This is a genomic window from Streptomyces piniterrae, assembly GCF_005048155.1.
GTDB classification, from domain to species: Bacteria; Actinomycetota; Actinomycetes; order Streptomycetales; family Streptomycetaceae; genus Streptomyces; species Streptomyces piniterrae.
Genome location: NZ_SUMB01000012.1, coordinates 238216 through 259375, shown reverse-complemented (window position 1 = coordinate 259375; position 21160 = coordinate 238216). Strand labels below are relative to the sequence as shown.

Genomic DNA, 21160 nt, shown 5'->3' with positions numbered 1-21160 from the left:
CGCATGTGCGCAGCTGACCAGCTCAACTTCCGCCAAGGTGGTCGGAGTTCACGCCTTCGAGCGTGGATGAGCCAGGAGACACGAGCCAGGAGACATGCTCGACGAGCTCGTACGGGACGTCGAGCATGTTCCTGGTTGCTGCACGAGCACCGTCTGACACGTAGCACCCGCCGGCGCAAGCTCGGGTTGCTTCAAGCAAGCACCGCTCGCGAGGCGCGCTCGCCCTCGGCGTTGTCTCCTACAACGCGGCCCTGAGCATTGCCGTGGTCGGCGCCGCCCAGGCCGCGGGCGGAAACGGCCGCCCGGCCTTCACCGACGTCAGACTCGACGGACCTCGCCCCAACATGCGGTCGCACCTCGGCGTGCACGCCGATGGCGTCCAGAAGTGGTCACACATCGATGTGGCAGCGGCACCACCTCGACCGCCTGATGGCCCGACAGGTCCAGCAGGAACTGCGGACGCTTCAAATGGCGCCCGGCGACTTGAAGTTGAGGCGGCCGCCTACGTGGGCCGCCCTTTCCGATGAATTCGACGAGGTTCCGCGCGGGCCGAGCACGCCGGACGGCGTTTCGCTCCACATCCGGATTCCCCATTACCGCTCGTAATCGAGAAGGCACAAATGCGGGATAGTGCGCCGTTATGGAGATCCGGTAGCTTTCGGTGTCAACGCCGCATCCGCATCCTGTCCCTCAACGCAATTCATCGGCAGAGACAACAGATTGTCATGCCTGCATCACGCGGAGCGGGCACTCTCCCCCTCACGGAGGCACACCTCTCCCCACAGAGGAACGCCTCTCCCCCACGGAGGCAACACCATGAAATCCTCGCACCCATGGCGGCGCCCGCGCGTCGCGGTGCCCGTACTCGCCATGTCCGCCGCCCTGCTCGCCTTGCTCGCCCTGGCCATCGTCCCCGCCAGCACCGCCCACGGGTCCAACGCAAGCACCTCGGCGTGTGCGCTCCAGGGCACGACCGGCTATACCGACGAGGGCCAGAACACCGACTACAACCGGTTCCAGAAACCGGAGGGCACCAAGCACGTGGGCGTGATCTACGTGGACTTCCCCGACGCCGTTGGGACCACCACGCCTCTCGACCGCTACTACGACCAGATATCCGGCGCCGACGACTGGATGCAGAAGGCATCCAACGGCAAGGTCTCGTTGGATATGAAGGCCCCGAACGGCAACTGGGTGCGTATGCCAAAGAATTCCACCGACTACCACTGGGAGCGAGGATTCTCATGGGACACGCACCGGGTATACGTGAAGGACGCGCTCGCCGGTGCCGCCGACGCAGGCGTCAACCTCGCCGACTATGACATGTTCTACATCGTGCCGACCAGCACCGCGGCCGCGATCACCCACACTCCCACCTGGGTCCAGAACCCCGCCACCCCGACACAGATCTGGAACAAGGCGACGAACGCCTGGGTGACGATCAAGTGGGCGGTGACGTTCGGACAGGACATGTGGAACTGGGGCTACAAGGTCGCCGACCACGAGACCGGCCACACCTTCGGCCTGCCCGACCTCTACGCCTTCAACGGCGAACAGCACCAGTACGTCGGCGGCTGGGACGTCATGGGCAAGGTCAGCGGCCATGCCCCGCAGTTCCTCGGCTGGCACGCGTGGAAGTTCGGCTGGATCAACGACAACCAGGTCTCCTGCCTGGACACGAACGACAAGTACTCCACCACCCTGAACGGGGTGGAGCACGGGGGCGACGGCTACAAACTGGCGGTGATCAAGACCAGCGACACCACGGCCTACGTCGCCGAGTCCCGCAAGGCCGCCAACAACGACTCCGACGCCTGCGCCACCGGCGTACTGATCTACAAGGTCGACACCTCGGTCGAAAGCGGCAGCGGACCGGTCCGCGTGGTGAGCAACCCCAAGGCCGCCGCACCCACCGGGAACTGCACCGCGTTGGACATGCAGACCTGGCAGCCCGGCCAGACGTTCCAGGACGACAACGCCCGCATCCGGATCCACGTGAACACCTCCGACTCGGACAACGACACGGTGTGGACCTACAAGTGGTGACCGTGACCGCACAGTGAAACCCCGTCGGCCGCCGACCGCCTTCCAGGACTTCCCCGATCAGCACAGACCCCTCGGCTGAAGTCTTGGCGGGCCGTCGGCGGCTGATATGGCACAGATGGGCGCACACTCACCGGCGCCGCAGTCTCACAGCTACGGCCCGCAGCACCGACACCAACCAGCGAGCTGATCGGGTTGATCCACCGCCCGCTTACTCGCCCAGCCAGTAGCCGAGTTGAACGTTCGGCTGCCGATCGGCGACGAGGCCGCCCTCGCGGCCCGACCACCACACCAATGGTGTCCGTCACAACTGAACAAGCTCACGCCGGTCCTGCCTCGGCTCGTCGGACAGGCTGTAGCCGCGGCCGTGCCCCTGCCCCTGACCTTGGCCCTGACCCTGAAAGGCAGACGCGGCTGGCCAGCTGATCCCCAGGCGAGTCCGCCGGTCGGGGGCAGGCGTCGATCGGCAGGCTGTAGGCGGAAGGCTGCCGGCAGCAGCACCACCGCGATCGGGGAGAAGCTCAGTACCCAGTACCCAGTACCCAGGACCCAGTACCCAGGACCCAGGACCCGTCCGATGACTTACGGCCCGGATGACGGCCGCACGACAACGCCCGCCCCGATGGTGTCGAGGCGGGCGTCAACTGTCTGTCGGAGCGATCAGACGTTGTTCTCGCTGTCGAGGTAGGCCTGGATCTGGTTGTCGATGTCCTGCGCCTCAGCGCGGGCGCGGTCCGCCGCCTCGTGCTCGCCATCCTGGTCCAGTCGGTTGGCCTTGGCCTTCAGGTCGGCGGACTGCTGGCGCAGCTCGTCGATGTTGACCTGGATGCTGCCCCCGGCCACCGCGGCGTGCGAGCCGGTGGTCGTGGCGGCGTGTGCGGGCAGGGCCGCGAACAGTACACCTCCAGCCATTGCGGCTGTGACGGCGAAAGCGGAAATGCGTCGACGCATAGGGTCCCCCTGGGTGAAAACGGTGGTTACTTGTGGATAAGTGTACGCGAAATGATCTTGTGCTCTTGCACTCGATGCAAAGTCAGGGGGAATTGACCTGGGATGACGCAACCGATTGACTCAATCCCCTTGGATTGATGGGGTGTTGCCGTCAGTCTCCCTCTGCGGGGTCGGTACGCGGGACCGTCGGTTCAGGGCCTGACGGGAGAGGACGGTGCGGACGAAGTCCTCGATCGCTGCTGCGATACCGGGACGGGCGGGCGCTCGAGCCCGCCCCCGTCAGCAGGCGGTACAGGTGCCTGGTAGACGACGTGGTGACGAGGCGAGCCAGGGCCCGGCGAGTGCGCTCGGCAGCGGCCGGATTGGCGAAGAGCTGGATCTCCTGGTTGAACGCCATGTAGAGCCCCACCCGTTCGTAGGCGACCTGTTCGGGATCCGTGTCGGAGGGCAGGTCACCGCAGTCGGCGGCGATGCGTACCTCACCGGCCAGCCGTCGGCGCCATACCCTGTACAGGCGCTTCACCGCATCACGCACGGGGCCGCTGCGCGGATCGAACTCGACGGCTGCGGTGGTGAAGAGGCAGCCGCCGGGAAGACCTCGCGCTCCGTATCGACGTAGGCGATCCAGGCGTCGCAGACGGCCTGCAGCCGGGGAAGACCGGGCTCTTCATGCTGCGCCCGTTCCCATACTGTGCCGCCAACACCGGCACCCATCGCAAGCAAGCCCTCGCCGACGCCGGCTACTGCTCCGCGACCAACCTCAAAGCCGCACAGGACCGCCAACTGTCGTGCGGCGCCGACGCGTTCATGGCTACCGGCCGACTCGCCCACGACGAGCAAGTCCCACCCGCACCCCGCGGACGCATCCCCAAGGACGCGACACGGAAAGAGTGCTTGGCCCGCAAACTGCGGACCAAGCCGGGCAAGGCCGCCTACAGCCGCCGCAAGGCCATCGTCGAACCCATCATCGAACGGACCATGACCTGCCAGAACGGCCGTCAACTCTTCCTACGCGGCGAGAACGGCACTCGTGGAGAGTGGCGCTTGCTCGCCACCTGCCACACCCTCCGCAAGATCTTCCGACATGCCGGAACCGCGGGACTCGCCGCCCTGACCGGCTGACCGGCCGGGGCCTCCCCCGCCACATCACAGGCCCCACCTGCCGGACACCCGCCGGTCACTGCCGGAGGCCTGACGGGCAGGACCCGCCAGAGCCTCACAGATGCCGACCCGACGACCGTGGCCGCCCCTCCTACCGGAACGCCACAAGGGCCACGGCGCTGAGCACCAGCGTGACCATGGGCGCGATCTGGCTGGCGCGAGCCAGCCGTCGGTGGCCCAAGCGACGGGCGTTGAGCAGGACGAACAGCCCCCCGTGGGTGGTGACCAGGTTGAGCGCCGTGAGCCACTGTTGCCGGTCCTGCATGAGCGATACGACCAGGAGGGTCCAGGCGGCGAGGAATCCGACTGCCCAGGGGATCCCTCCGAGCGGGCCGGCGGGACCCGGTCGCCCCCTCTCGGCGGACGTCGGCGAATCCAGCGGGCGGGGCTCGGGGCGCAAAGCGGCTCCTGTGGTCGGCGCAGGTGGTGGGCCCGTACGACCCTAAGTGACCGTCGTACGGGCTCTGCGACCGACCCCTCTCCCGCTCAGGGGCCAACTCGCTCGGGCAGGGGCGTCCCGGGCGGCGCCGAGCGCACCGGCGCTGGCCATGAAGCCCGCGGATGTCCTTGGGGAGGCAGCCGCCGAAGCCGAAACCGGGCCCCCTTCGGCCGCTCCCCGAGGGGGAGGGTCTGGACGGCTGGCCGGCGCCAAGCCCGGTGTGTGTACGGCTGGATGATCTGATTCGTGGCGGCAGGCAGGACGGTTCGGCGGTACTGCTCAGGAGTGCGGCGATCCGCTGCCGGTGTCGACAGCGGCGGAGGCGGTGTTCTGCTCAGGCTTGAGTGCGAGCCTGCCGTGAGCGGCAGGCGTCGCGGAAGGGCTTTAGGGGAGCGCCGTAGGAAAACTCCCCGTTGCCATCATCAACACCTCTTGTTTTTCAGGGGAGTTAACGACTAATAGCAGCTGCTTTGAGCGCCCCTGTTTCGCGCCCTGCCTCCGCATGTCGCGCCCGCGCCACAGTGGCAGTAGCCAGGGCCAGAGCCCGAGTCAGGGCCAGAGCCAGCTGACCTTCTCGGTGAAGGAGATCCGTTGTGACTACCGCGAACCCTCTGTCCAAGCTGCCGGACATCGACGAAGTCGAACCCGCGTCAGACGCCGACCAGCAGTGCATCGATGAGGTACGGGCGGTACTCAGTCGGCATGGTGCGCTGCAACGCTTCGGCCTCACGCTGCTTCATGAGCACTTCGACGTCGCCGATGACGAGATCCTCGTCGAGGAGATCGACGTTGAGAACCGAACGCTCACCTCGCGCCCGCAGAAGGTCACCGACGTGGGAAACTCCCTGGCAACCGCATGGAGGCTGGACGAACCGACGGCCATCGGAAGGTGCATCACCAGGTGTGCCAGGAAGCGCGCCGATTTCCGTGGACGAGGTGGTGTGCACGTGAGGTCCCATAACAGGGAGAAGTAGGCACGGCATCGTTGAGAGCGTCTCTGCTTGTTCTTCAACCTCTTCGACGTTCAGGGATTGAACTGGATCAGAGTTTCAGCGGCCCGAAGGCGTCCTCTCGGAAGGTGAGGCTGGTCGGCTCGGCGTCGAACTCCTCGCGGAAGTGCCCGCAGTAGCCAGGTTCTGCGATGTGAGGTGAGAGCAGGTCCATGACGGTGTAGAGGTCACCCATCATGTCGTCGAGCCAGAGGTTGCGGCTGAACAGTCCCCATGCGTGGCGCTCATCGCCGGCCGCCGTGAATCCACGGGACTGGCGTCGCAGGGATGCAAAGTCTCCTCCTGGCAGGCGGCTGTCCGGGTCCGGGGAGAGCATCGGATATGAATGCTCCTCCGCGTCGAGCTCGGCCGGGCGCTCGGGGGCCAAGCCGAGGTGCCATCGCAGGGCTGCCAGGACCGCGTCGGGCGTGTCGTCCTGGAGGACGCAGGTGAGGACGACTTCGTAGTGGAGGCTCACGGGAACGTATTCTGCCCGGCGCGACCGACCACCCCGATCACGGCCTCATGATCGGGATTGATCACGTGCGATCAGGGTCTCCGGGTGTCTGACGGTTTTGCCCACGTCGTAGCGGATGGCGGGCTGTTTGTTCTTCGAGCAGAGAGGCCGCCCGGGGCCTGGCCGGTTCGGTTTCGGTGCACGTGCCGGGCAAGGCAGGTGAGCGCGGAGGTTCCGAAACCCGCGCCGGACTCGGGCGGGGGTGAGTCGGCTGGGCTCGGCGGGCTTCTCCCAGGGGCGGCGGAGGTCCTGGGCCAGCGGACGGGCCAGGCGGAGCTGGGTGTGGGCGGTGATGATCAGCCAGGTCCAGCGGTCCGCAGCATCGGGGGTCCGGATCTTCGGCCGGGTCCAGCCGAGGTCTGCTTGATCATCCGGAAGGTGTGTTCCAGGTCGAACCGGCGGAGGAACGCCTGCCAGCGCAGGTCGACGTCGGCTCCGGTCTCGCCGGTCTGGGAGGACCACAGCCACAGGGGCTGCGGGTCTCCGCCGCCTGGCAGGTGGTCGACTTGCAGGCGGATCAACGTGCCTTCGATGAGGGGTAGTTCGCCGTCGTGGTCGATCCAGGCCGAGCGGGTGGTGAGGCGGGGGTGGATGCGGTCCCAGGCCATGGCCTGTGCGGTGCCGTATCGGTCGGTGACCTGCGTGGTGGCCGCGTCCGGCTCTCCCCAGGTCTCCTGCTTGGCGAAGCGGAACTCCTTGCCGTGCTTCGGAGGCCGTCCGCCCTGGGGATAAGCTTCAGCGTACTCCTTGAGCGAGGGTGTCGGCCGTCGCATGACGCGGTCCGACCGGATACGCCCCAGGACCTCGACGGGCAGCCCGTCGAGAAGGTAGGCCATGCGCGGGGCGTCGTAGCCCGCGTCGAAGACGATGAGGATGTCGGCGTCGCCCTGGCGCCACTGACCTCCCGCGATGAGGTCCTCGACCACGCGGCGGACCTGGGCGGCGGTGACCTCCGCAGCATCGTCCTCGGGCCCAGCCGGACGGCGTCCAGCAGTTGGCACCACGATGTCCGCCCCGCTTCGAGGGCGGCGACGAACGAGTACTGTCATCCGGGGATCATCAGATGCTGGTCCCGGCCGCGGCCGAAGGTGTGGCAGAACAGCCTGTCCGCACTGCACTCGGCGTCCGGACGCAGCCAGTTGCTCACGTCCACCGCCAGGACCAGCCGCTCGTCGGCGGCCTGCGGCTGGGGCAGCGCGGCCAGTGTCCGCCGCAGCCGGCCCGCGTCGATGCGGCCCTCGTTCAAAGCCGCGTACAGGGCGCCGTGCCCACGACGGTGCTCAGCCAGCAGCGTCAGATCCACCGGCGTGGTCACCGGCCCATCCGCGCACAGCAGCGCGTCCGCGACCTCGAACAGGCCATCGCGCCGCCTGGTCAGGCAATCGTAGAAGTCCTCCCGGAAGTGTGACGCCACAGCGAACGCATCCCGCTGGCCATCGTGATGCAGCAGACTCATTCCCCCGCGGCCTTCGTACTGGTCAGGTGCCTCCTTGGTCGGAGCACAGGATCAAGCGAAGGCCGTGTTCACGTCCCAGGAACCCACGTACGAGCGATCACGTTCGGGGCATCGTTCGAGGCCAGACCATAAAGAACAAGCTCTGAGCTTGTTCTTTATCTGCCGGGTGTTCCCTCGCAGCGAAGGCCGGTCGCTGGTCTTCTTTTCATCGAAGGTGAAGTGCGCAGGTCGGAGGATCTACCGGACAGGGTGAGCCCACTCTCGTCAGCATGGACAGCACCTCGCCCAACTCCCAACTGGTGGGAGGCGAGGTGCTGTCGGCGGCGCGTGGCACCGAAGTAGGCTGGATCCGGGCTCGGTGCCCGCCGTGCCGCCTTCGTCAGCCGAGCCGTGTGTCGGCGTAGGCATCGATGGCGTCGCGCTGGTACGCGGCGAGGCCCGGTGCGATGGCCTCGTACGCGGCGCGCCAAGCCTCGTTGTCCACGCAGGAGCGCCCCAGGGCCCGGTATTCGTCGGTGGAGACGGCTCGCAGCGCGGTCAGGGCCTTGTACTGGGCGTCGACCTCGGCCTGCACGGGCTCGGCATCGGCCGGATGGCCGGCGGCCATCAGCTCGGCCAGCCGGATCATCTGCGCGGTGCGCTCGCGCTGCCCGGCCTCGACATCGCGCGGGGTCATCCCTGCAACCCGACGAGCGACCTCTTCGGCGTGCTCGGGAAAGTCGCGCAGGCTCTCCTGGTACTGGGAGGGCGCCACGCCCTCGAACAGGTTCTCCGGTCGGTTGATGGTCATAGGTGTACCGTCCTTCCTGGACTGCTCCAGTTCGGCGATCGTGCGCGAGACGGTGTCGGCCAGGGCGTCGAGCCGGTCGCGTTCGGCGAGCAGCCGCCGGTGGTGGCCGCGCAGGGCCTCCACCTCGTCGACCTGATCGGCCAGGATCCGGCCGATCTCCGGCAACCCCAGGCCCAGCGCCCGCAGGACCAAGATCTGCTGCAACACCAGCAGTTGGCGCTCTGCGTAGTAGCGGTGGCCATTGGCCCCGATCCGAGCGGGCGGGAGCAGGCCGATCTCGTCGTAGTGCCGCAAAGTCCGGGCGGTCACGCCGGACATCCGGGCGACCTCCGCGATCGGCCAGTCCATTCCCGTCTCCTCGCACATGTGTCGCTGGTCCGGTCTCTCCGGGCCTGATCAGAACGGTAGAAGCTGCCGTAACGACAACTTCAACCCCCAGATCAGGCATAGCGGCCTCGCACTCCGAAGGAGATACGACCATGCCCGGGCCCGCCTCTGTCGACCTGCGGGCTGCTGTGCCGTGGTGCTCAGCCTTCAGCGAGTACGCTCAAGCTTCGCAGCAACAGAACACCGGGCTCGAAAGGCAACTCGAACTACGTCGATCACCTGGGCATTCGCCGGACGTAAGGGCAGCTCTCGCTTGATCCTTTGCTCCGTCACAGAGATGCGGGATCAACCGAAGGCCGTTGTCATGAGTGTGGTGTGCCGTGATGCCCGGCGGGAAGCGTTCGCTGAAGCAGCATGCTTCCTGGGCGAGTTCTACGCGTGCTTGTCCGCCCGACGGGATGAGCTGATCTAGCTCACCGACGCGGTTCTCTGCACGGCCGGCCTGGTGGTCTCGCCAGGCGACCTGACGATTGGTGCCCGAACACCGCCGTGGGCATGGAGCGCCGAAGCCCAGGCATGGGACCGGATCCACCCGAGGCTGACCCACCTCGCTCGGCCTGGCCGGAGCACGACGGCGAACTCCCCATCGTCGAGGGCGCCCTGGTCCGCCTCGCGGTCGACCACCTGCCGAAAGACCGGGAGGCCCCGCCAGTGTGGATGTGGTCCTCGAAAACCGGCGCCGCCCCAGCCGACGTAGACCTGTGGTGTCAGGTGTTCCTCAGGAGATTCGACCCGGAGCACACCTTCCGGTTCGGAAAGCAGACGCTCGGCTGGACCACATCGAAGATCCGTACTCCCGAGGCGGCAGACTGCTGGACCTGGCTCCTTGTCGTCCCCCACACTCAGCTCCGCCTCGCCCGGCCGCCGGCCACCGATCTCCGCCGGCTCCGGGAGAAGCCGACCAAGCCCGAACACCTCACCCCGGCCCGGGTCCGTCGGGGGTTCAGGAACATCCGCGCCCACCTGCTCTGCCCGACCCGTGTTCCTCAACCGACCGGAACCGGACCCGGACGCCTCCTCGGCTCACAGAACCGGCGCCCCACCACCCGTTACGACGTCGGCGAAACCGTCAAACGTCCCGACAGGATCTGCCGGGTGGTGCCCTTGGGTTTTCCCTCAACATCGGCCCTTCGGGGGACACCTGGGGGAATCTCGGCTGGCTACAAGGGTCCGCTGGGGTGATCTTTGGGTGCGCGTCATGCCTTGAGGACGGTAAGGGGAAGGAGAGAGGCTGATCACCGACTCAGCTTTCAGGAGAATTCATGCGCATCCGCACCACGCTCATCGCAGTTGCCCTGGCCACCACTGCCCTGCTCGGCGGCTCCGGTGCTGCCGCCGCCGAAGACCTACCGCTCTTCTCCCAAGCTGCGGATTCCGGGCCGGGCGCTGCCGGTCCCGCCGTGGACGATGACTCAAAGGGGGATCGCGCAGCCGTGGCTGCGTCCGACCTGGATCCCACCCCTGGCGGGGTGCTCAGCCGCCTCATGGGCGCGTGATTCGGGCTGTCGGGCCACGAGCCAGGGGGCTGCTACGTTGCGGCAGCGGCTCTGAGCCACCGGACGAGCCCAGTACGAGGTGCGGGGCGTGATGCGATCACGAGTCGCTGCGTCCGCTGCTGTTGGTCGCGCCGGCTCTCCTCTGGTACAGAGCACCCGACCGGCGATGCGGTAGGTCTACGGTCCGGACTCGTGTGAACCCCTGCGCCTCGTAGTAGCGGCCGAGGTCAGAGTTCGTCTTCCACGCATCCACACGGAGCCAGCGCTTTCCTGCCTCTTCGGCCTTTTGGGAAGCCCAGTCGAGCATCAGCGCACCCAATGACAGACCTCTGCATGCGGGGCGAGTGATGACCCTGTGCGCATAGAGCGCATCGTTTGGTTCATCATCCGGCACCCAGAATTCAGGGTCGGCGTTTTCGTCCAGCGTGATTGTCCCTAGGTAGTCCGCAGCGTCGAGCAGTACGTAGGCGGTTCCACAGTTGATGTCGCGGAAGATCTTTTCGAGATTCGCCGGATATTGCCATTGGTCAATTCCCTTGGAGTGTAGCCACCGCGCAGCCTCGCTCCGCATCGAGGCGATGACATTCGCTTCTCCGGCCGCGGCAGATCGAATGATAGGGGCATCACGCATGGCCTTTACCTGTTCCGAGCTCGTACCGGATGATGTGACGGCCCGTCGGCATGGCGGTGACCGGCACACGGACTGGGCCTTCCTCGGTGTACCCCAGGCGCGTCCTCATCAGTAGCGGGACTCCCCCTCGATCACCAGTCCATCGGCTTGCCTAGCGGGGTTCGGCATCGTCGCGGTTACGTCGTCGACGTAACGAACTTGCACGTGTCCGATGGAATCCATGTACGCGATCACGCCCTCCGCGATGTCCGTAGGCTCGGCGACAGGCGTGTTCTTGACGAGATCATGGGAACAGTAGGTCCTCGTGGATGTCCTCAACCCACGCATCCACGCCAGCCGTCTTTGCGGTGAACCCTGTATGCCCTCCCCTGGCTGAGGAAGATGAGGCCTCTTCAGCGACAGGCCAATTGGGCTGTCTCTCTTCGATCAGGTAGTTCATTGTTCTGGTCATGCTCGGCAGGGGGGATCCGGGGGATCTGACCGACATCGAGTGGGCCATGCCGGCACCACTGCTGCCACAAGTGAGGGTATGCCTACCTCGGCACCGTCACCGCCGCCGCCTCTCCTCATCTGGCTGCGCCCGTAACAGGCGTCATGAGAAGGAAGCACCACTACTCATAACCCGGCATGCGGGGCGCAGATTCCCGATTTCACTGTGACATTCCGCCAACATCGGGTGGCTTCTCATCATGGCTCCCACCTGGGCATACTCCACGCCTGCGGCGTCTCAACCCACCACAGTGCGGGGGCCGTTGGGCGTGCCGCAGACGTCGGCGAGGCGCGCTCGGTCTCTCAACGAGCAGCTCGCCCTCGTGATCCTCCCACCGGAGAGTGTGGCACGCCGCATTCACATACACGCCCCTGATCACGGCACGGCACCGCACGGCACGATCGACGGACAATGGAGTACAGGGTGAGTCAAGCCCCCGCCACGTCAACCGACAGCGCTCCCGGGCACATCGACGGCGCACGCCGATCCTGGCTGATACGGCGAGGGCTACTGCTGGAGTCCGGCCCCCAGCGGAAGCTGGCTCTCGCCGGCTTCGTCAACCAGCTCGGCACCGCGGCCTTCCTGACAACGGTGCCGCTGTACGCCCATCAGGTGATCCATCTGTCCATCGGACAGGTCGGCCTCGGCCTCAGTGTCGCGGGAGTGGTCGGTCTGATCGCCGGCATCCCGGTGGGGCATCTCGCCGACCGACGTGGCCCGCGGGACATCTTTGTGATCACTTTGCTGATCCAGGCCCTGTCCATGCTGTCGCTGCTGTTCGCCCACTCCGCCGCTTCGGCGGTGACGAGGTACCGACGTTCCGCTCCTACCTGCGATCGGTGGCCATGCTTGCCAGCACGTTCGGCGCGATGGCGGCCGGTGCGGTGGTGCAGATCGACAGCGACTTCGCCTACCGAGCCCTCATCCTCGGCAACTCGCTGACGTTCATCGGCAGTGCCGCCGTCCTGGTCAAGCTGCCCAAGCTCGAACCCCTGCCGTCCCCGCGCGAGGAAGGCCGGTGGATCGCGCTCAAGGACAAGCCGTACATGGCGTTCGTCGTGCTCGACGGCATCATGTGGATCCAGAGCGAAGTGCTGTCGTACGCCCTGCCGCTGTGGGTGGTCCTGCCTACGGACGCACCACGGTGGTTCGTCGGTCTGGCGATCGCCGTCAACACCGTGATGGTGGTGTTCCTGCAGATCCGCACCAGTCGAGGGATCAAGGGCGGCACGGTCGCCGGCCGGGCCACCCGCCGAGCCGGGCTGGCGTTCCTCATCGGCATGGCGGTCATCGCAGCAGCCTCCGGAGTGCCCGGGTGAGCTGCCGTGGCCATCATGATGGCCGGCGTCGCCATTCACACGGTGGACTCGCTGTGGCATGCGGCCGGATCGCTGGAACTGCGGTTCCGGCTGGCTCCCGGACACGCCCAGGGCCAGTACTCCGGAGTGTTCGGCATGGGCATGGGCCTGTGCTACACCGTCGCACCGAGCCTGCTGGGCCTGCTCTGCGTGACCTGGGGGACGCCCGGCTGGCTCGTGATGGGCGGGGTGTTCGTCGCAGCCGGCCTCGCCATGCCATGTGTGCCCCAGTGGGCAGGCAGCAGCCGGGAGATTGCGGACACCGACTGAGCTGCCACCCGGAGTTCTCGAAGACCGCCCACATCCCCGCCGGGACGATCAGCGCGTCCAGGCCTTGCGGCACAGCGGCCCCCGTCACCACGCCGTAGTAGTAGTAGTAGTAGTAGTAGTAGTCGAGTTCCGTACCCTCCGCCCGGCTCGGGTCGAGGTCGTCGCTCTCCCCCACCATCCCCTCCGGCTGCTGATCCGACTGGGCGGTGATGCGCCGCCGCATCTTCTTCTGCGCGAGCAGCCATAAGTGCTGGAACTCGTCCACCAAGTCCAAGTGCACATCCCTCAATACGAGGTACGGCCCGCAGCCAGACCGGGGGCCGGCTGCGGGTGGTACGCGCGAGCGTACTTGGACGTCGTCATCTCATTCGGTGTGCAGAAGCCTGGCTCGCACCGTTTCAGTCCGACTGCGGACAGGGCGGACGCACGCGCCCGGGCACTGCCGCAGGTCGACACCGGGCCCCGGTGCCCGGACGTGGCTTGGATACCGGGGCCCCTCTCGGCTACTCGCCGGCGCCGCCGACGCTGTTGTTGCAGCCCACCGACGAGCCGAGCTTGGTGACCTGGGCACCTGCGGAACCCTCGCCGTTGAGCAGGTTGGATGCCAGACCGTTCGCGATGCCGACCTCGCCCAGGACGTTGACGTTCAGGTCGTGCGACCGGCACGAACCCTGCAACTGGCCGACGGTGTCGGCATGGGCGATGCCGGCGCCGCCGACGCCGACGGTGCCGAGGGCAGCGATTACAACGGCAGCCTTGCGAAGCTTGCGCATTTCATCTCCGAGGGTCACATGGGTGCGGCCTGTAATTGACCGACTTCATATAGTCACAGAAGGGTAACGGGGAACATCTGGCAGTCACTCTGCGACGCGCCGTGTTCCATAACCGTCGTCAAACCGCCCTGAAGCTGGCGTCGGCCCAAGAACACCCCCGCCCTCGGAGAGGCACCGACACGCTCGGCCTGCTACTGGCGGTGCCGGTCACGGCCGCGAGCGCGCAGACTCCGTCGTCGGCACCCACCTGGGCAACACGGTGGCCACCGGCCATCCCATCGGCAGGGAAATCGTCCAAGGCACCCCCGGGACCAGGGGGTTCACTCCGTTACCGAAACACTGGACGAGGAAGTCCAGCGGTATCGACCACGACTGGATCGTGGATGGCCTCATCGCCGCAACGGACGCGGCAGCCTCCTTTGTCGGCATCCGAATGATGCTCACCCGGACATCGGCGTGTGAATGGACAGCCCCGCATCGCCCTGCTGATCTTGATGGCGCATAGCCGACCCGCGGTCACATGGAATAAGGCCCGGGTCGGCTCCGCTGTGCCCGGGCCGCCGAAGGAGCTGGGCAGTTCATCGCGCAGGAGGAAGTGCCATGAAGCGCCCCAGCATTCTCGTCGCCCTGGGCAGAACGGAGACCAACGGTGTCCCTTACAGCCGAGTGGAAGAAGTCTGCTCCCAGCTCACCAATCTCGGTTACGACGTGGAAAGGGTCGACAATGCGGCCGATGCCGTAGCGATCGCGTCCTCCCAGGCAGATCTTGCCGCCGCCCTGGTGAGCTGGGAACTTCCGGGCACGACGAGCGATATGCGCGAGGCGAAGGAGACAGGCGCCGAGGGAGTGCTGAGGGTCCTGATGGACCATTTCTCCTCCCAGCTTCCCGTGTATCTCCTGACGACCGGCGACTACATGGATGACACCCCCCTGTGGGTGTCGGAAGTGATCAACGGCTGGGTGTATCTCCTGGAGGACACCCCCAGCTTCATCGCCGGCCGGGTCGACAACGCGTCGAGTACATACCGGCAACGGATCCTGCCGCCCTTCTTCCGTCGATTGCGGCGCTTCGACGACACCCACGAATACTCATGGCATACCCCTTCGCACCACGGCGGGGTGGCCTTCCTGAAATCTCCCGTGGGCCGGGCGTTCCACGACTACTACGGCGAACAGCTGCTGCGCAGCGACATCTCCATCTCGGTGGGCGAGCTGGGTTCCCTGTTCGAGCACACCGGCCCGATCGGTGAGGCGGAGAAGAACGCCGCGCGGATCTTCGGGGCGGACGAGACGTACTTCGTGCTGCACGGCTCGTCGACCTCGGTGCGGATGCTGCTGCACGGCACGGTGGCACACGACGAGATCGTGTTGCTGGACCGCAACTGTCACAAGGCGATCAACCACGGAATCATCCTGTCCCTGGGGCGCCCCGTCTACCTCGTGCCCACACGGAACGGTTACGGCCTCACCGGCCCTATTCCCCCCAAGCGGATGGTCGAGGAAGCCGTCCGCGAGCAGATCGAGAAGAGCCCGCTCGCCAAGGGGGCCGTGAGCCAGAACCCGGCCTCGACGGTCATCACCAACTCGACGTACGACGGGCTGTGCTACGACGCGGTCCGGGTGGCCGAAATGCTGGCCCCCTGCACCCGTTCCCTCCAGTTCGACGAGGCATGGTTCGGCTACGCCCACTTCAACCCGCTCTACCAGCGCCGCTACGGCATGGCCATCGACACCCGCGCGGTCGACGGCGGCAAACACCCGACGGTCTTCGCCAGTCAGTCCACGCACAAGCTGCTGGCGGCCCTCTCCCAGTCGGCGATGGTCCACGTCAAGCAGGGGACGAAGCAACTGCCGGCTCGCGAGATCTTCGACGAGACCTACATGATGCACGCCACGACGTCGCCGCTGTATCCGATGATCGCCTCACTGGACATCGCCGCGGGCATGATGGAGGGCCCGTCCGGCAGGTGGCTGACCACAGAGGCGATCACCGAGGCCATCCGGTTCCGGCAGGCGGTGGTACGTCTCGGCAAGCGCCTCGCCGAGGCCGGCGACCGCCCGAAGTGGTTCTTCGGAGTATGGCAGCCCGAGGAGGTCACCGACCCCGAGACGAAGCGGGCCTACGAGTTCCACCGCGCGCCGCTCGACCTCCTTCAGAAGGAGAGCAGCTGCTGGGTGCTCGACCCGGATGACACCTGGCACGGTTTCAGCGACCTCGAGGACGACTTCTGCCTACTGGACCCGATCAAGGTCACGATCACCTGCCCGGGAGTCAATGCCCAGGGCAAGCTCGACAGCCGCATCGGCATCCCGGCCCGGATCGTCACCGCCTATCTGGAGACCCGGCAGATCGTCGTGGAGAAGACCGACCTCTACACCTTCCTGCTGCTGTTCTCCATGGGCATCACCAAGGGCAAGTGGGGCACCCTCCTCGACGCCCTCACCGACTTCAAGAAGCTCTACGACGACGGCGCTCCGCTCGGCGAGGTACTCCCCGGCCTCGTCCAGGAACACCCCGAGCGGTACGGGAAGCTCACCCTGCCCGCCCTGTGCCAGGAGATGCACACCTATCTGTCGGACAACAAGCTCATGCAGCTGCTCAACGACGCGTTCACCGGTGACACACCGCCCACCCCCGTCCTCACCCCTGCGGAGGCGTACCAGAAGTTCATCCAGGGGGACACCGAACTCCGCTCGCTGGACGAGCTGCCCGGCCACGTCGTCGCCACACAGATCGCCATCACCCCGCCCGGCATCCCGGTTCTGATGCCCGGTGAACGCGTAGGTGACAAGGAATCCGACCTCATGAAGTACCTGACGCTGCTGGAGGCGTTCGACCAGAGGTTCCCCGGCTTCGCCAGCGAGACGCACGGCGTGCACCACGAGGACGGAAAGTACTTCATCCGCTGCGTCGAGGAAGAGAAGTAGGACACCGCCGACCCCGACCCCGACCCCGACCACCCGTCTGCCGCCGGCCACCTCGTGGACGGTGACGGGGACATCGGGGTCGGGGTCTGCGGCGGTCGGCGCCCGGGTACGACACGGCGCGGGCCCGACCCGGCCGCCTGGCAGCAACTGACCGGAGGGGAGGGCTACTTGGGCTTCGGCTCCGCGAGGTCGCCGCAGGCTCCACCCCCAACTACCGGCCCGCGCTGGAACACCACGGCTGGGGAGAACTGGCAGCCGAGCTGTACCGCCGGTCCCTGCGCGGCAGGTGGCAGGCCATGCGACCGTCGACGTAACCGCTCGCTGCTCCTGCAGGACTCAGGGATCAGCCAGTGTTGTCGAATTCTCACCGTTCGCGTGCCGAGTGGCGGCCTCTCCTTCGTTCGGGGGGTTTGGCTCCGCTTCGTAGGTCGCGTTCTCGTCGCTCCTGTCACGGTTGGCCTGCGGCGTGAGCCCGGTGGGGCGCTTCAGGGCCCGGCGACTCTCGGCATGGGCAGCACTGGGTAGTTGAACGGGTATGCAAAGTCGGCGAGCGAGTGGTGGCGCCAACAGCGCCACGGGAGGTGGGAGCGGGTGAGGCTGCGCGTGCGGTCGCGGTTGCGGTCCTATGATCGGGCCCTGCAGAGCGAGCAGGGCCCTGTCGCAACGGAGGACGGGCCGTACCCCTCGGGGTGGTATTTCGCCCGGTTCGGCGAGCATCTGAGGCGCGGGCAGGTCGTACCGGTCACTTTCATGTCTCAGTCGTACGCTCTGTTCCGGACCCGGGAGGGGCACGTCGGCATGGTGGACAGCCAGTGCTGCCATCTGGGCGCCGACCTGAGCCGGTGCGGAAGCGTGAGCGGTGAGCGGCTCGTCTGCGGTTATCACGCCTGGGAGTTCGACCGCACGGGCCACTGCACGAAGATCCCTGGCATGGACCGAATCCCGCCACGCGCCCGGCAGCGGAGCGTCCCGGTACTCGAAAGAGGCGGCAACATCTGGTTCTGGTACGGAGACGGGCCGCCGCTGCCTTTCGTCGACGTGGACTTCACGGACGACCGCCGCCGGTATGTCACGCTTCCTGGAGAGGTCAGCATCTGCCACGGCGGGCTGCTACCCCTGGCCGAGCACGTGACCGACGTCTCGCACTGGCCCTTCATCCACGGGGCCAGTGAACCCATGCAGTACGTCTCCCTGCGCAATGAGGGCCGCCACTTCGAGTACCGAGTCCAACCGTCGTCCCCAGTCCGGAGGATGCAGGGCTTCTTCCGGCCGTACATCCTCGTGACATTGACCGGCCCCGCATCCTCGGTCGTCCGGTCCCAGCACGGTCCCGAGCCGAATCGTGACCGCCCCTTCCTCGCCGCGGTGCTCGGGTCCAGCCCCGTCCGGGACGGCGCCACGATCACAGCCTGGCGGATCGCCGTGCGCAAGCTCGGTCCCGACTGGCTTCTCTGGCCGGTCAACAGGCTGCTGGCCGTGCTGCTGTGGTGGGTTGTGCGGCGCAACTTCCACGCCGATCTGGAGATTCTGCGCTGGACCCGGCCGCCGGCCAAGCCGCTGTGGGTCAAGGCGGACGGTCCCTCCGTGCGAGAGTTCCAGCACTTCTACCGCCGCCAGATCGTCGGCCGGCCCCAGAACCCCCAGCCGCGCCACGATGCAGTCGAGGAGCACTGAGATCGCCCGGGGAAGCGAGAAGAGCGACGACGGCCTCGCGGTGGTTTCCGGCAGTTCCAGCGGCATCGGCCGGGAGATCGCCGGAGCGCTGGCGAGAAGGGGCTACCGAACCGTCCTGATCGCCCGCCGCGGGGAGGTTCTCCGGGAGCTGGCCCGGGACCTCAGCCGTCATGCGCCCAGCACCCCGGTAGCGCTGGACCTGTCGGACGGCGGCGCGCTGGACAGCATGCTCCCCCGCGTCCTGGATGGTGTGGGACCGGTCGATGTCCTCGTCAACGCCGCGGGCCAGGGCAGCTACAAGCCCTTCCTGGAGTGCACCCCCGACGAACACCAACGCATGATGCAGGTGCATTACGGGGCCGCAGCCGCCATGATCCGGGCGGTGCTCCCGTCGATGCTCGCCCGCGGTAGCGGCCACGTCATCAACATCGGTTCCATATCGGCCAAGATGGGCCCCTGGGGGCACAGCGGGTATGCGGCGGCCAAGGCGGCACTGACCTCGCTGACCGAGACCCTTGCCGCCGAACACCTCGGCAGCGGCGTGCACTTCAGCATCGTTCAGCCGGGATTCGTCGACACGCCGTTCTTCAACGGACCGTCGCTACGGCTGCTGCGCGCGCAAAACGAACGACGGATGATCGCGCCGGCGCGGGTCGCCTGCCGGGCGCTCCGGGTACTCGACCACCCCAGGCTCCAGCTGTGCGTGCCCCGCAGCTACCGCGTCGTCGACCTGATCGCAGCACTCAGCCCGGCCCTGCTGCACCGGCTGGTCGCGGTGCGAAGCCGACCCGCGAGTGGCAGTCTCACCGATACGCAGGACGGTGCCGCCTCAGTCGGCCTTCCGAGCCAGCAACCGGAACGCATTGCCTCGATCGGAGCGCCTCGCCACGGCGACCAGAAGCCTGTCGAACAGCATGGCCGCAGGTAGCGCCAGCGCAGCCGGAACCAGCAGGAACGGCCACAGTGCCCGCCGCAACCACCGGGCGCGGCGGGGCTTCCAAGGAGCGCCGGGAACGGCGCGCAGGCAGCCGAAGTACAGCACAGAGCACAACTCGCCGCCCCAGGCGTGGGCGGCACCGCGCTCCACCTCCACGGTCACCAGGCCGCGTGCGGCAAGTGCCTGGACGAGATTGCCGACCGGGATGAGGTGTTGGTGCTGCGGCTGGCTCCACGACAGCCAGTACCGGCCCATCAGCCGGGCCGCGCTCCACTGCGGATCCGGCACTTCGATCAGGAGGTGCCCTCCGGGGGCCAGGACCCGTACCGCGGCGTCGAGTTCGGCAAACGGGTCCCGGGTGTGCTCCAGGTAGTGATGCATGCTCACCACGTCGTACCGCCCCGGGAGCCCTTCGGACAGATCGACGAAACTGCCGCGATAGGCGCGGTCGATCCAGCCCTGCCGCAGCGCCTTGTCGATGCCGGCTCCCTGATCGAGACCGTGGAAGACGGTCTGCGGCCAATGACGGCGGGCGAAGCCGCAGAAATGGCCATGGCCGGCACCGACGTCCAGCCATACCCCAGGGGTGCCGCCGTGTCGCTCGAACAGCCGGGCCCGGCCCCGGTAGGACGATGACATCTGCCGGAAGTTGAAGTCCCAGAGAGCTTCCCCGTGCCCGTCGTAGAAGTCGCGGTAGTAGAAGGACAGGCCCTCCGGGGTCAGGCGGGGATTCTGGAAGACATGTCCGCAGCCGCGGCACTCCGCCAGCGTGAATCGCCCCGGCTTGCCCTGGAAGCGGTCACCGGTGCGCAGCAGCACCGCCAGTGTGGATGACCCGCACCACGGGCAGTCCGCTCTCGACGGTTCCAGGAACCTGTCCACGCCGGCGGCAACTTCCCGTGCGTACCACGCATGAGAAGCGGCCATCCGTTCGTTCCGCAAAGTCCCCCCGATCCGCAGCCGCCTCGATCCCGAGCCAGCAGTAGGGTGTTGCCCGCCGCCCGACAAGGCCACGCTCACCCGATGCGGTGAATCGGCCCGCCAGACCAGGGCGTACCCGAGGGAACCGAGGCGCTGACGGCGCTGGGCCGCGAGCCGCGCGAGGGGTTCAGTGGTGGGGCAACAGCGGTGACGACGTCCGGTGGGACGGCGCGGGCACCGACACGCTCTCCAGCTGCCCCGGCCGCAGCGAACTGCACCAGGAATGAGCTCGTTTCTGAGTCCTGAGGAGGCTGCGCTCAATCGCCCGCTCAAGGGCCGGCCGTGACCCCTACGCTCTTGAGCGCTGCTGCCCGTGCTGACGAGGAGGACCCGCATGACCGAGCCCGACCCGGTGATGGCCGAGATCGGCCGTGGTATCGAGCTGAGCCACAGCGGCGAACGGGAGGCGGCCCACCGCTTGTTCGCCGACCTCTGGGACTCCATCGGCGCCACCGGCGACGCGTTCCATCGCTGCGTGCTCGCTCACTCGATGGCCGATGTCCAGGACGATCCGCGCGAGGAACTGGTCTGGGACCTGCGGGCGTTGGAGGCGGCCGACCTGATATCGGACGAGCGGGCGCGGCAGGGGGGTGTCGCCGGCTCGGTCGCGGTTTTCTATCCGTCTCTGCACCTCAACCTCGGGGACGTCTACCGGAGGCTCGGCGACCTCGGCCATGCCCGCGATCACCTCGCGCGCGGACGTGCCGCGGTCGGTGAACTCGTTGACGACGAGTACGGGCAGCTGATCAGACGAGGACTGGACCGGCTCGCGCACCAGCTGTCGACGGCCTGAGGGGCGGGACGCTCGCAGGAACACCTTGGCCGGTGCGTGGTGCTGCGCATCAACCACAGGTCATGCCCGGCTGCGCCGGGTGGGGCGCTTGGGCGT

18 protein-coding genes and 4 pseudogenes are annotated in these 21160 nt (G+C 67.1%); 12 read left to right on the top strand and 10 right to left on the bottom strand.

Features of this window, described 5'->3' with window-relative positions; all coding sequences use genetic code 11:
* Nucleotides 1–816: 816 nt before the first annotated feature.
* The gene (locus FCH28_RS30280; RefSeq protein WP_136743367.1) at nt 817–2046 is read left to right on the top strand and encodes a M6 family metalloprotease domain-containing protein; all 1230 of its coding nucleotides are present in this window, start codon (nt 817–819) and stop codon (nt 2044–2046) included.
* 657 nt (nt 2047–2703) lie between these two features.
* On the opposite strand, the gene FCH28_RS30275 is transcribed toward FCH28_RS30280, so the two are convergent.
* A complete protein-coding gene (locus FCH28_RS30275) occupies nt 2704–2955 on the bottom strand; it encodes a hypothetical protein (protein ID WP_136743366.1) in 252 nt (83 codons plus the stop codon).
* A gap of 190 nt (nt 2956–3145) precedes the next feature.
* Nucleotides 3146–3622: a TetR family transcriptional regulator C-terminal domain-containing protein gene (locus FCH28_RS39955; RefSeq protein ID WP_425472033.1), complete on the bottom strand. Its 477-nt coding sequence runs from the start codon at nt 3620–3622 to the stop codon at nt 3146–3148.
* 65 nt (nt 3623–3687) lie between these two features.
* On the opposite strand from FCH28_RS39955, the pseudogene FCH28_RS30265 reads away from it, so the two are divergent.
* A pseudogene (locus tag FCH28_RS30265) lies at nt 3688–4116 on the top strand (transposase); the annotation flags it as partial.
* 130 nt (nt 4117–4246) lie between these two features.
* Here FCH28_RS30265 and FCH28_RS30260 read toward each other — a convergent pair.
* The gene (locus tag FCH28_RS30260; RefSeq protein WP_136743364.1) at nt 4247–4555 is read right to left on the bottom strand and encodes a hypothetical protein; all 309 of its coding nucleotides are present in this window, start codon (nt 4553–4555) and stop codon (nt 4247–4249) included.
* A gap of 632 nt (nt 4556–5187) precedes the next feature.
* On the opposite strand from FCH28_RS30260, the gene FCH28_RS30255 reads away from it, so the two are divergent.
* Entirely contained in the window at nt 5188–5568 is a 381-nt protein-coding gene (locus FCH28_RS30255; RefSeq protein ID WP_136743363.1) for a hypothetical protein, read from the top strand.
* Between the two features lie 67 nt (nt 5569–5635).
* Here the strand turns inward: FCH28_RS30255 and FCH28_RS30250 are convergent, their stop codons facing one another.
* The 3 genes and pseudogenes from FCH28_RS30250 to FCH28_RS30240 form a co-directional block, all read right to left on the bottom strand.
* Nucleotides 5636–6061 (bottom strand): hypothetical protein, encoded by a 426-nt coding sequence (locus tag FCH28_RS30250; protein WP_136743362.1) that lies wholly within the window; start codon nt 6059–6061, stop codon nt 5636–5638.
* Between the two features lie 335 nt (nt 6062–6396).
* Nucleotides 6397–7556 (bottom strand): annotated as a pseudogene (locus FCH28_RS30245) (transposase).
* A 379-nt stretch (nt 7557–7935) separates the two neighbouring features.
* Nucleotides 7936–8694, bottom strand: coding sequence for a MerR family transcriptional regulator (locus FCH28_RS30240; protein ID WP_136743361.1), 759 nt, complete (start codon nt 8692–8694; stop codon nt 7936–7938).
* A gap of 541 nt (nt 8695–9235) precedes the next feature.
* Here FCH28_RS30240 and FCH28_RS39475 point away from each other — a divergent pair.
* Nucleotides 9236–9915 (top strand): annotated as a pseudogene (locus FCH28_RS39475) (hypothetical protein); the annotation flags it as partial.
* 80 nt (nt 9916–9995) lie between these two features.
* A complete protein-coding gene (locus tag FCH28_RS30230) occupies nt 9996–10229 on the top strand; it encodes a hypothetical protein (RefSeq protein ID WP_136743360.1) in 234 nt (77 codons plus the stop codon).
* A gap of 97 nt (nt 10230–10326) precedes the next feature.
* On the opposite strand, the gene FCH28_RS30225 is transcribed toward FCH28_RS30230, so the two are convergent.
* Complete coding sequence (locus tag FCH28_RS30225; RefSeq protein ID WP_136743359.1) at nt 10327–10860, bottom strand: GNAT family N-acetyltransferase; 534 nt, start codon at nt 10858–10860, stop codon at nt 10327–10329.
* A gap of 901 nt (nt 10861–11761) precedes the next feature.
* Between FCH28_RS30225 and FCH28_RS40145 the strand changes: the two genes are divergently transcribed.
* The 3 genes from FCH28_RS40145 to FCH28_RS38720 are packed head-to-tail and all read left to right on the top strand — an operon-like array spanning nt 11762 to nt 12978.
* Nucleotides 11762–12292 carry an MFS transporter gene (locus tag FCH28_RS40145; protein WP_222852462.1) on the top strand — a complete coding sequence of 177 codons (531 nt, stop codon included), beginning with the start codon at nt 11762–11764 and terminating at the stop codon, nt 12290–12292.
* Entirely contained in the window at nt 12196–12669 is a 474-nt protein-coding gene (locus FCH28_RS38725) for an MFS transporter (RefSeq protein WP_222852467.1), read from the top strand. The genes FCH28_RS40145 and FCH28_RS38725 overlap by 97 nt, the downstream gene beginning before the upstream one ends.
* A 6-nt stretch (nt 12670–12675) precedes the next feature.
* Nucleotides 12676–12978 carry a hypothetical protein gene (locus tag FCH28_RS38720; protein ID WP_222852461.1) on the top strand — a complete coding sequence of 101 codons (303 nt, stop codon included), beginning with the start codon at nt 12676–12678 and terminating at the stop codon, nt 12976–12978.
* A gap of 7 nt (nt 12979–12985) precedes the next feature.
* On the opposite strand, the pseudogene FCH28_RS39465 reads toward FCH28_RS38720, so the two are convergent.
* Nucleotides 12986–13195, bottom strand: a pseudogene (locus tag FCH28_RS39465) (AraC family transcriptional regulator); the annotation flags it as partial.
* 286 nt (nt 13196–13481) lie between these two features.
* Nucleotides 13482–13751, bottom strand: coding sequence for a hypothetical protein (locus FCH28_RS30210; protein WP_136743358.1), 270 nt, complete (start codon nt 13749–13751; stop codon nt 13482–13484).
* Nucleotides 13752–14351: 600 nt separating this feature from the next.
* Between FCH28_RS30210 and FCH28_RS30205 the strand changes: the two genes are divergently transcribed.
* The 3 genes from FCH28_RS30205 (at nt 14352) to FCH28_RS30195 (ending at nt 19281) form a co-directional block, all read left to right on the top strand.
* The gene (locus FCH28_RS30205) at nt 14352–16679 is read left to right on the top strand and encodes an Orn/Lys/Arg family decarboxylase (protein ID WP_136743357.1); all 2328 of its coding nucleotides are present in this window, start codon (nt 14352–14354) and stop codon (nt 16677–16679) included.
* 591 nt (nt 16680–17270) lie between these two features.
* Entirely contained in the window at nt 17271–18353 is a 1083-nt protein-coding gene (locus FCH28_RS30200; RefSeq protein ID WP_169314291.1) for a Rieske 2Fe-2S domain-containing protein, read from the top strand.
* A complete protein-coding gene (locus FCH28_RS30195; RefSeq protein ID WP_136743355.1) occupies nt 18334–19281 on the top strand; it encodes an SDR family NAD(P)-dependent oxidoreductase in 948 nt (315 codons plus the stop codon). Before FCH28_RS30200 ends, FCH28_RS30195 begins: the two co-directional genes overlap by 20 nt.
* Here FCH28_RS30195 and FCH28_RS30190 read toward each other — a convergent pair.
* A complete protein-coding gene (locus FCH28_RS30190) occupies nt 19183–20217 on the bottom strand; it encodes a class I SAM-dependent methyltransferase (RefSeq protein WP_136743354.1) in 1035 nt (344 codons plus the stop codon). The two genes, FCH28_RS30195 and FCH28_RS30190, sit on opposite strands and share 99 nt — an antisense overlap.
* A gap of 388 nt (nt 20218–20605) precedes the next feature.
* On the opposite strand from FCH28_RS30190, the gene FCH28_RS30180 reads away from it, so the two are divergent.
* Nucleotides 20606–21064, top strand: a complete 459-nt coding sequence (locus tag FCH28_RS30180; RefSeq protein ID WP_136743353.1) for a hypothetical protein — start codon at nt 20606–20608, stop codon at nt 21062–21064.
* Nucleotides 21065–21160 lie beyond the last annotated feature (96 nt).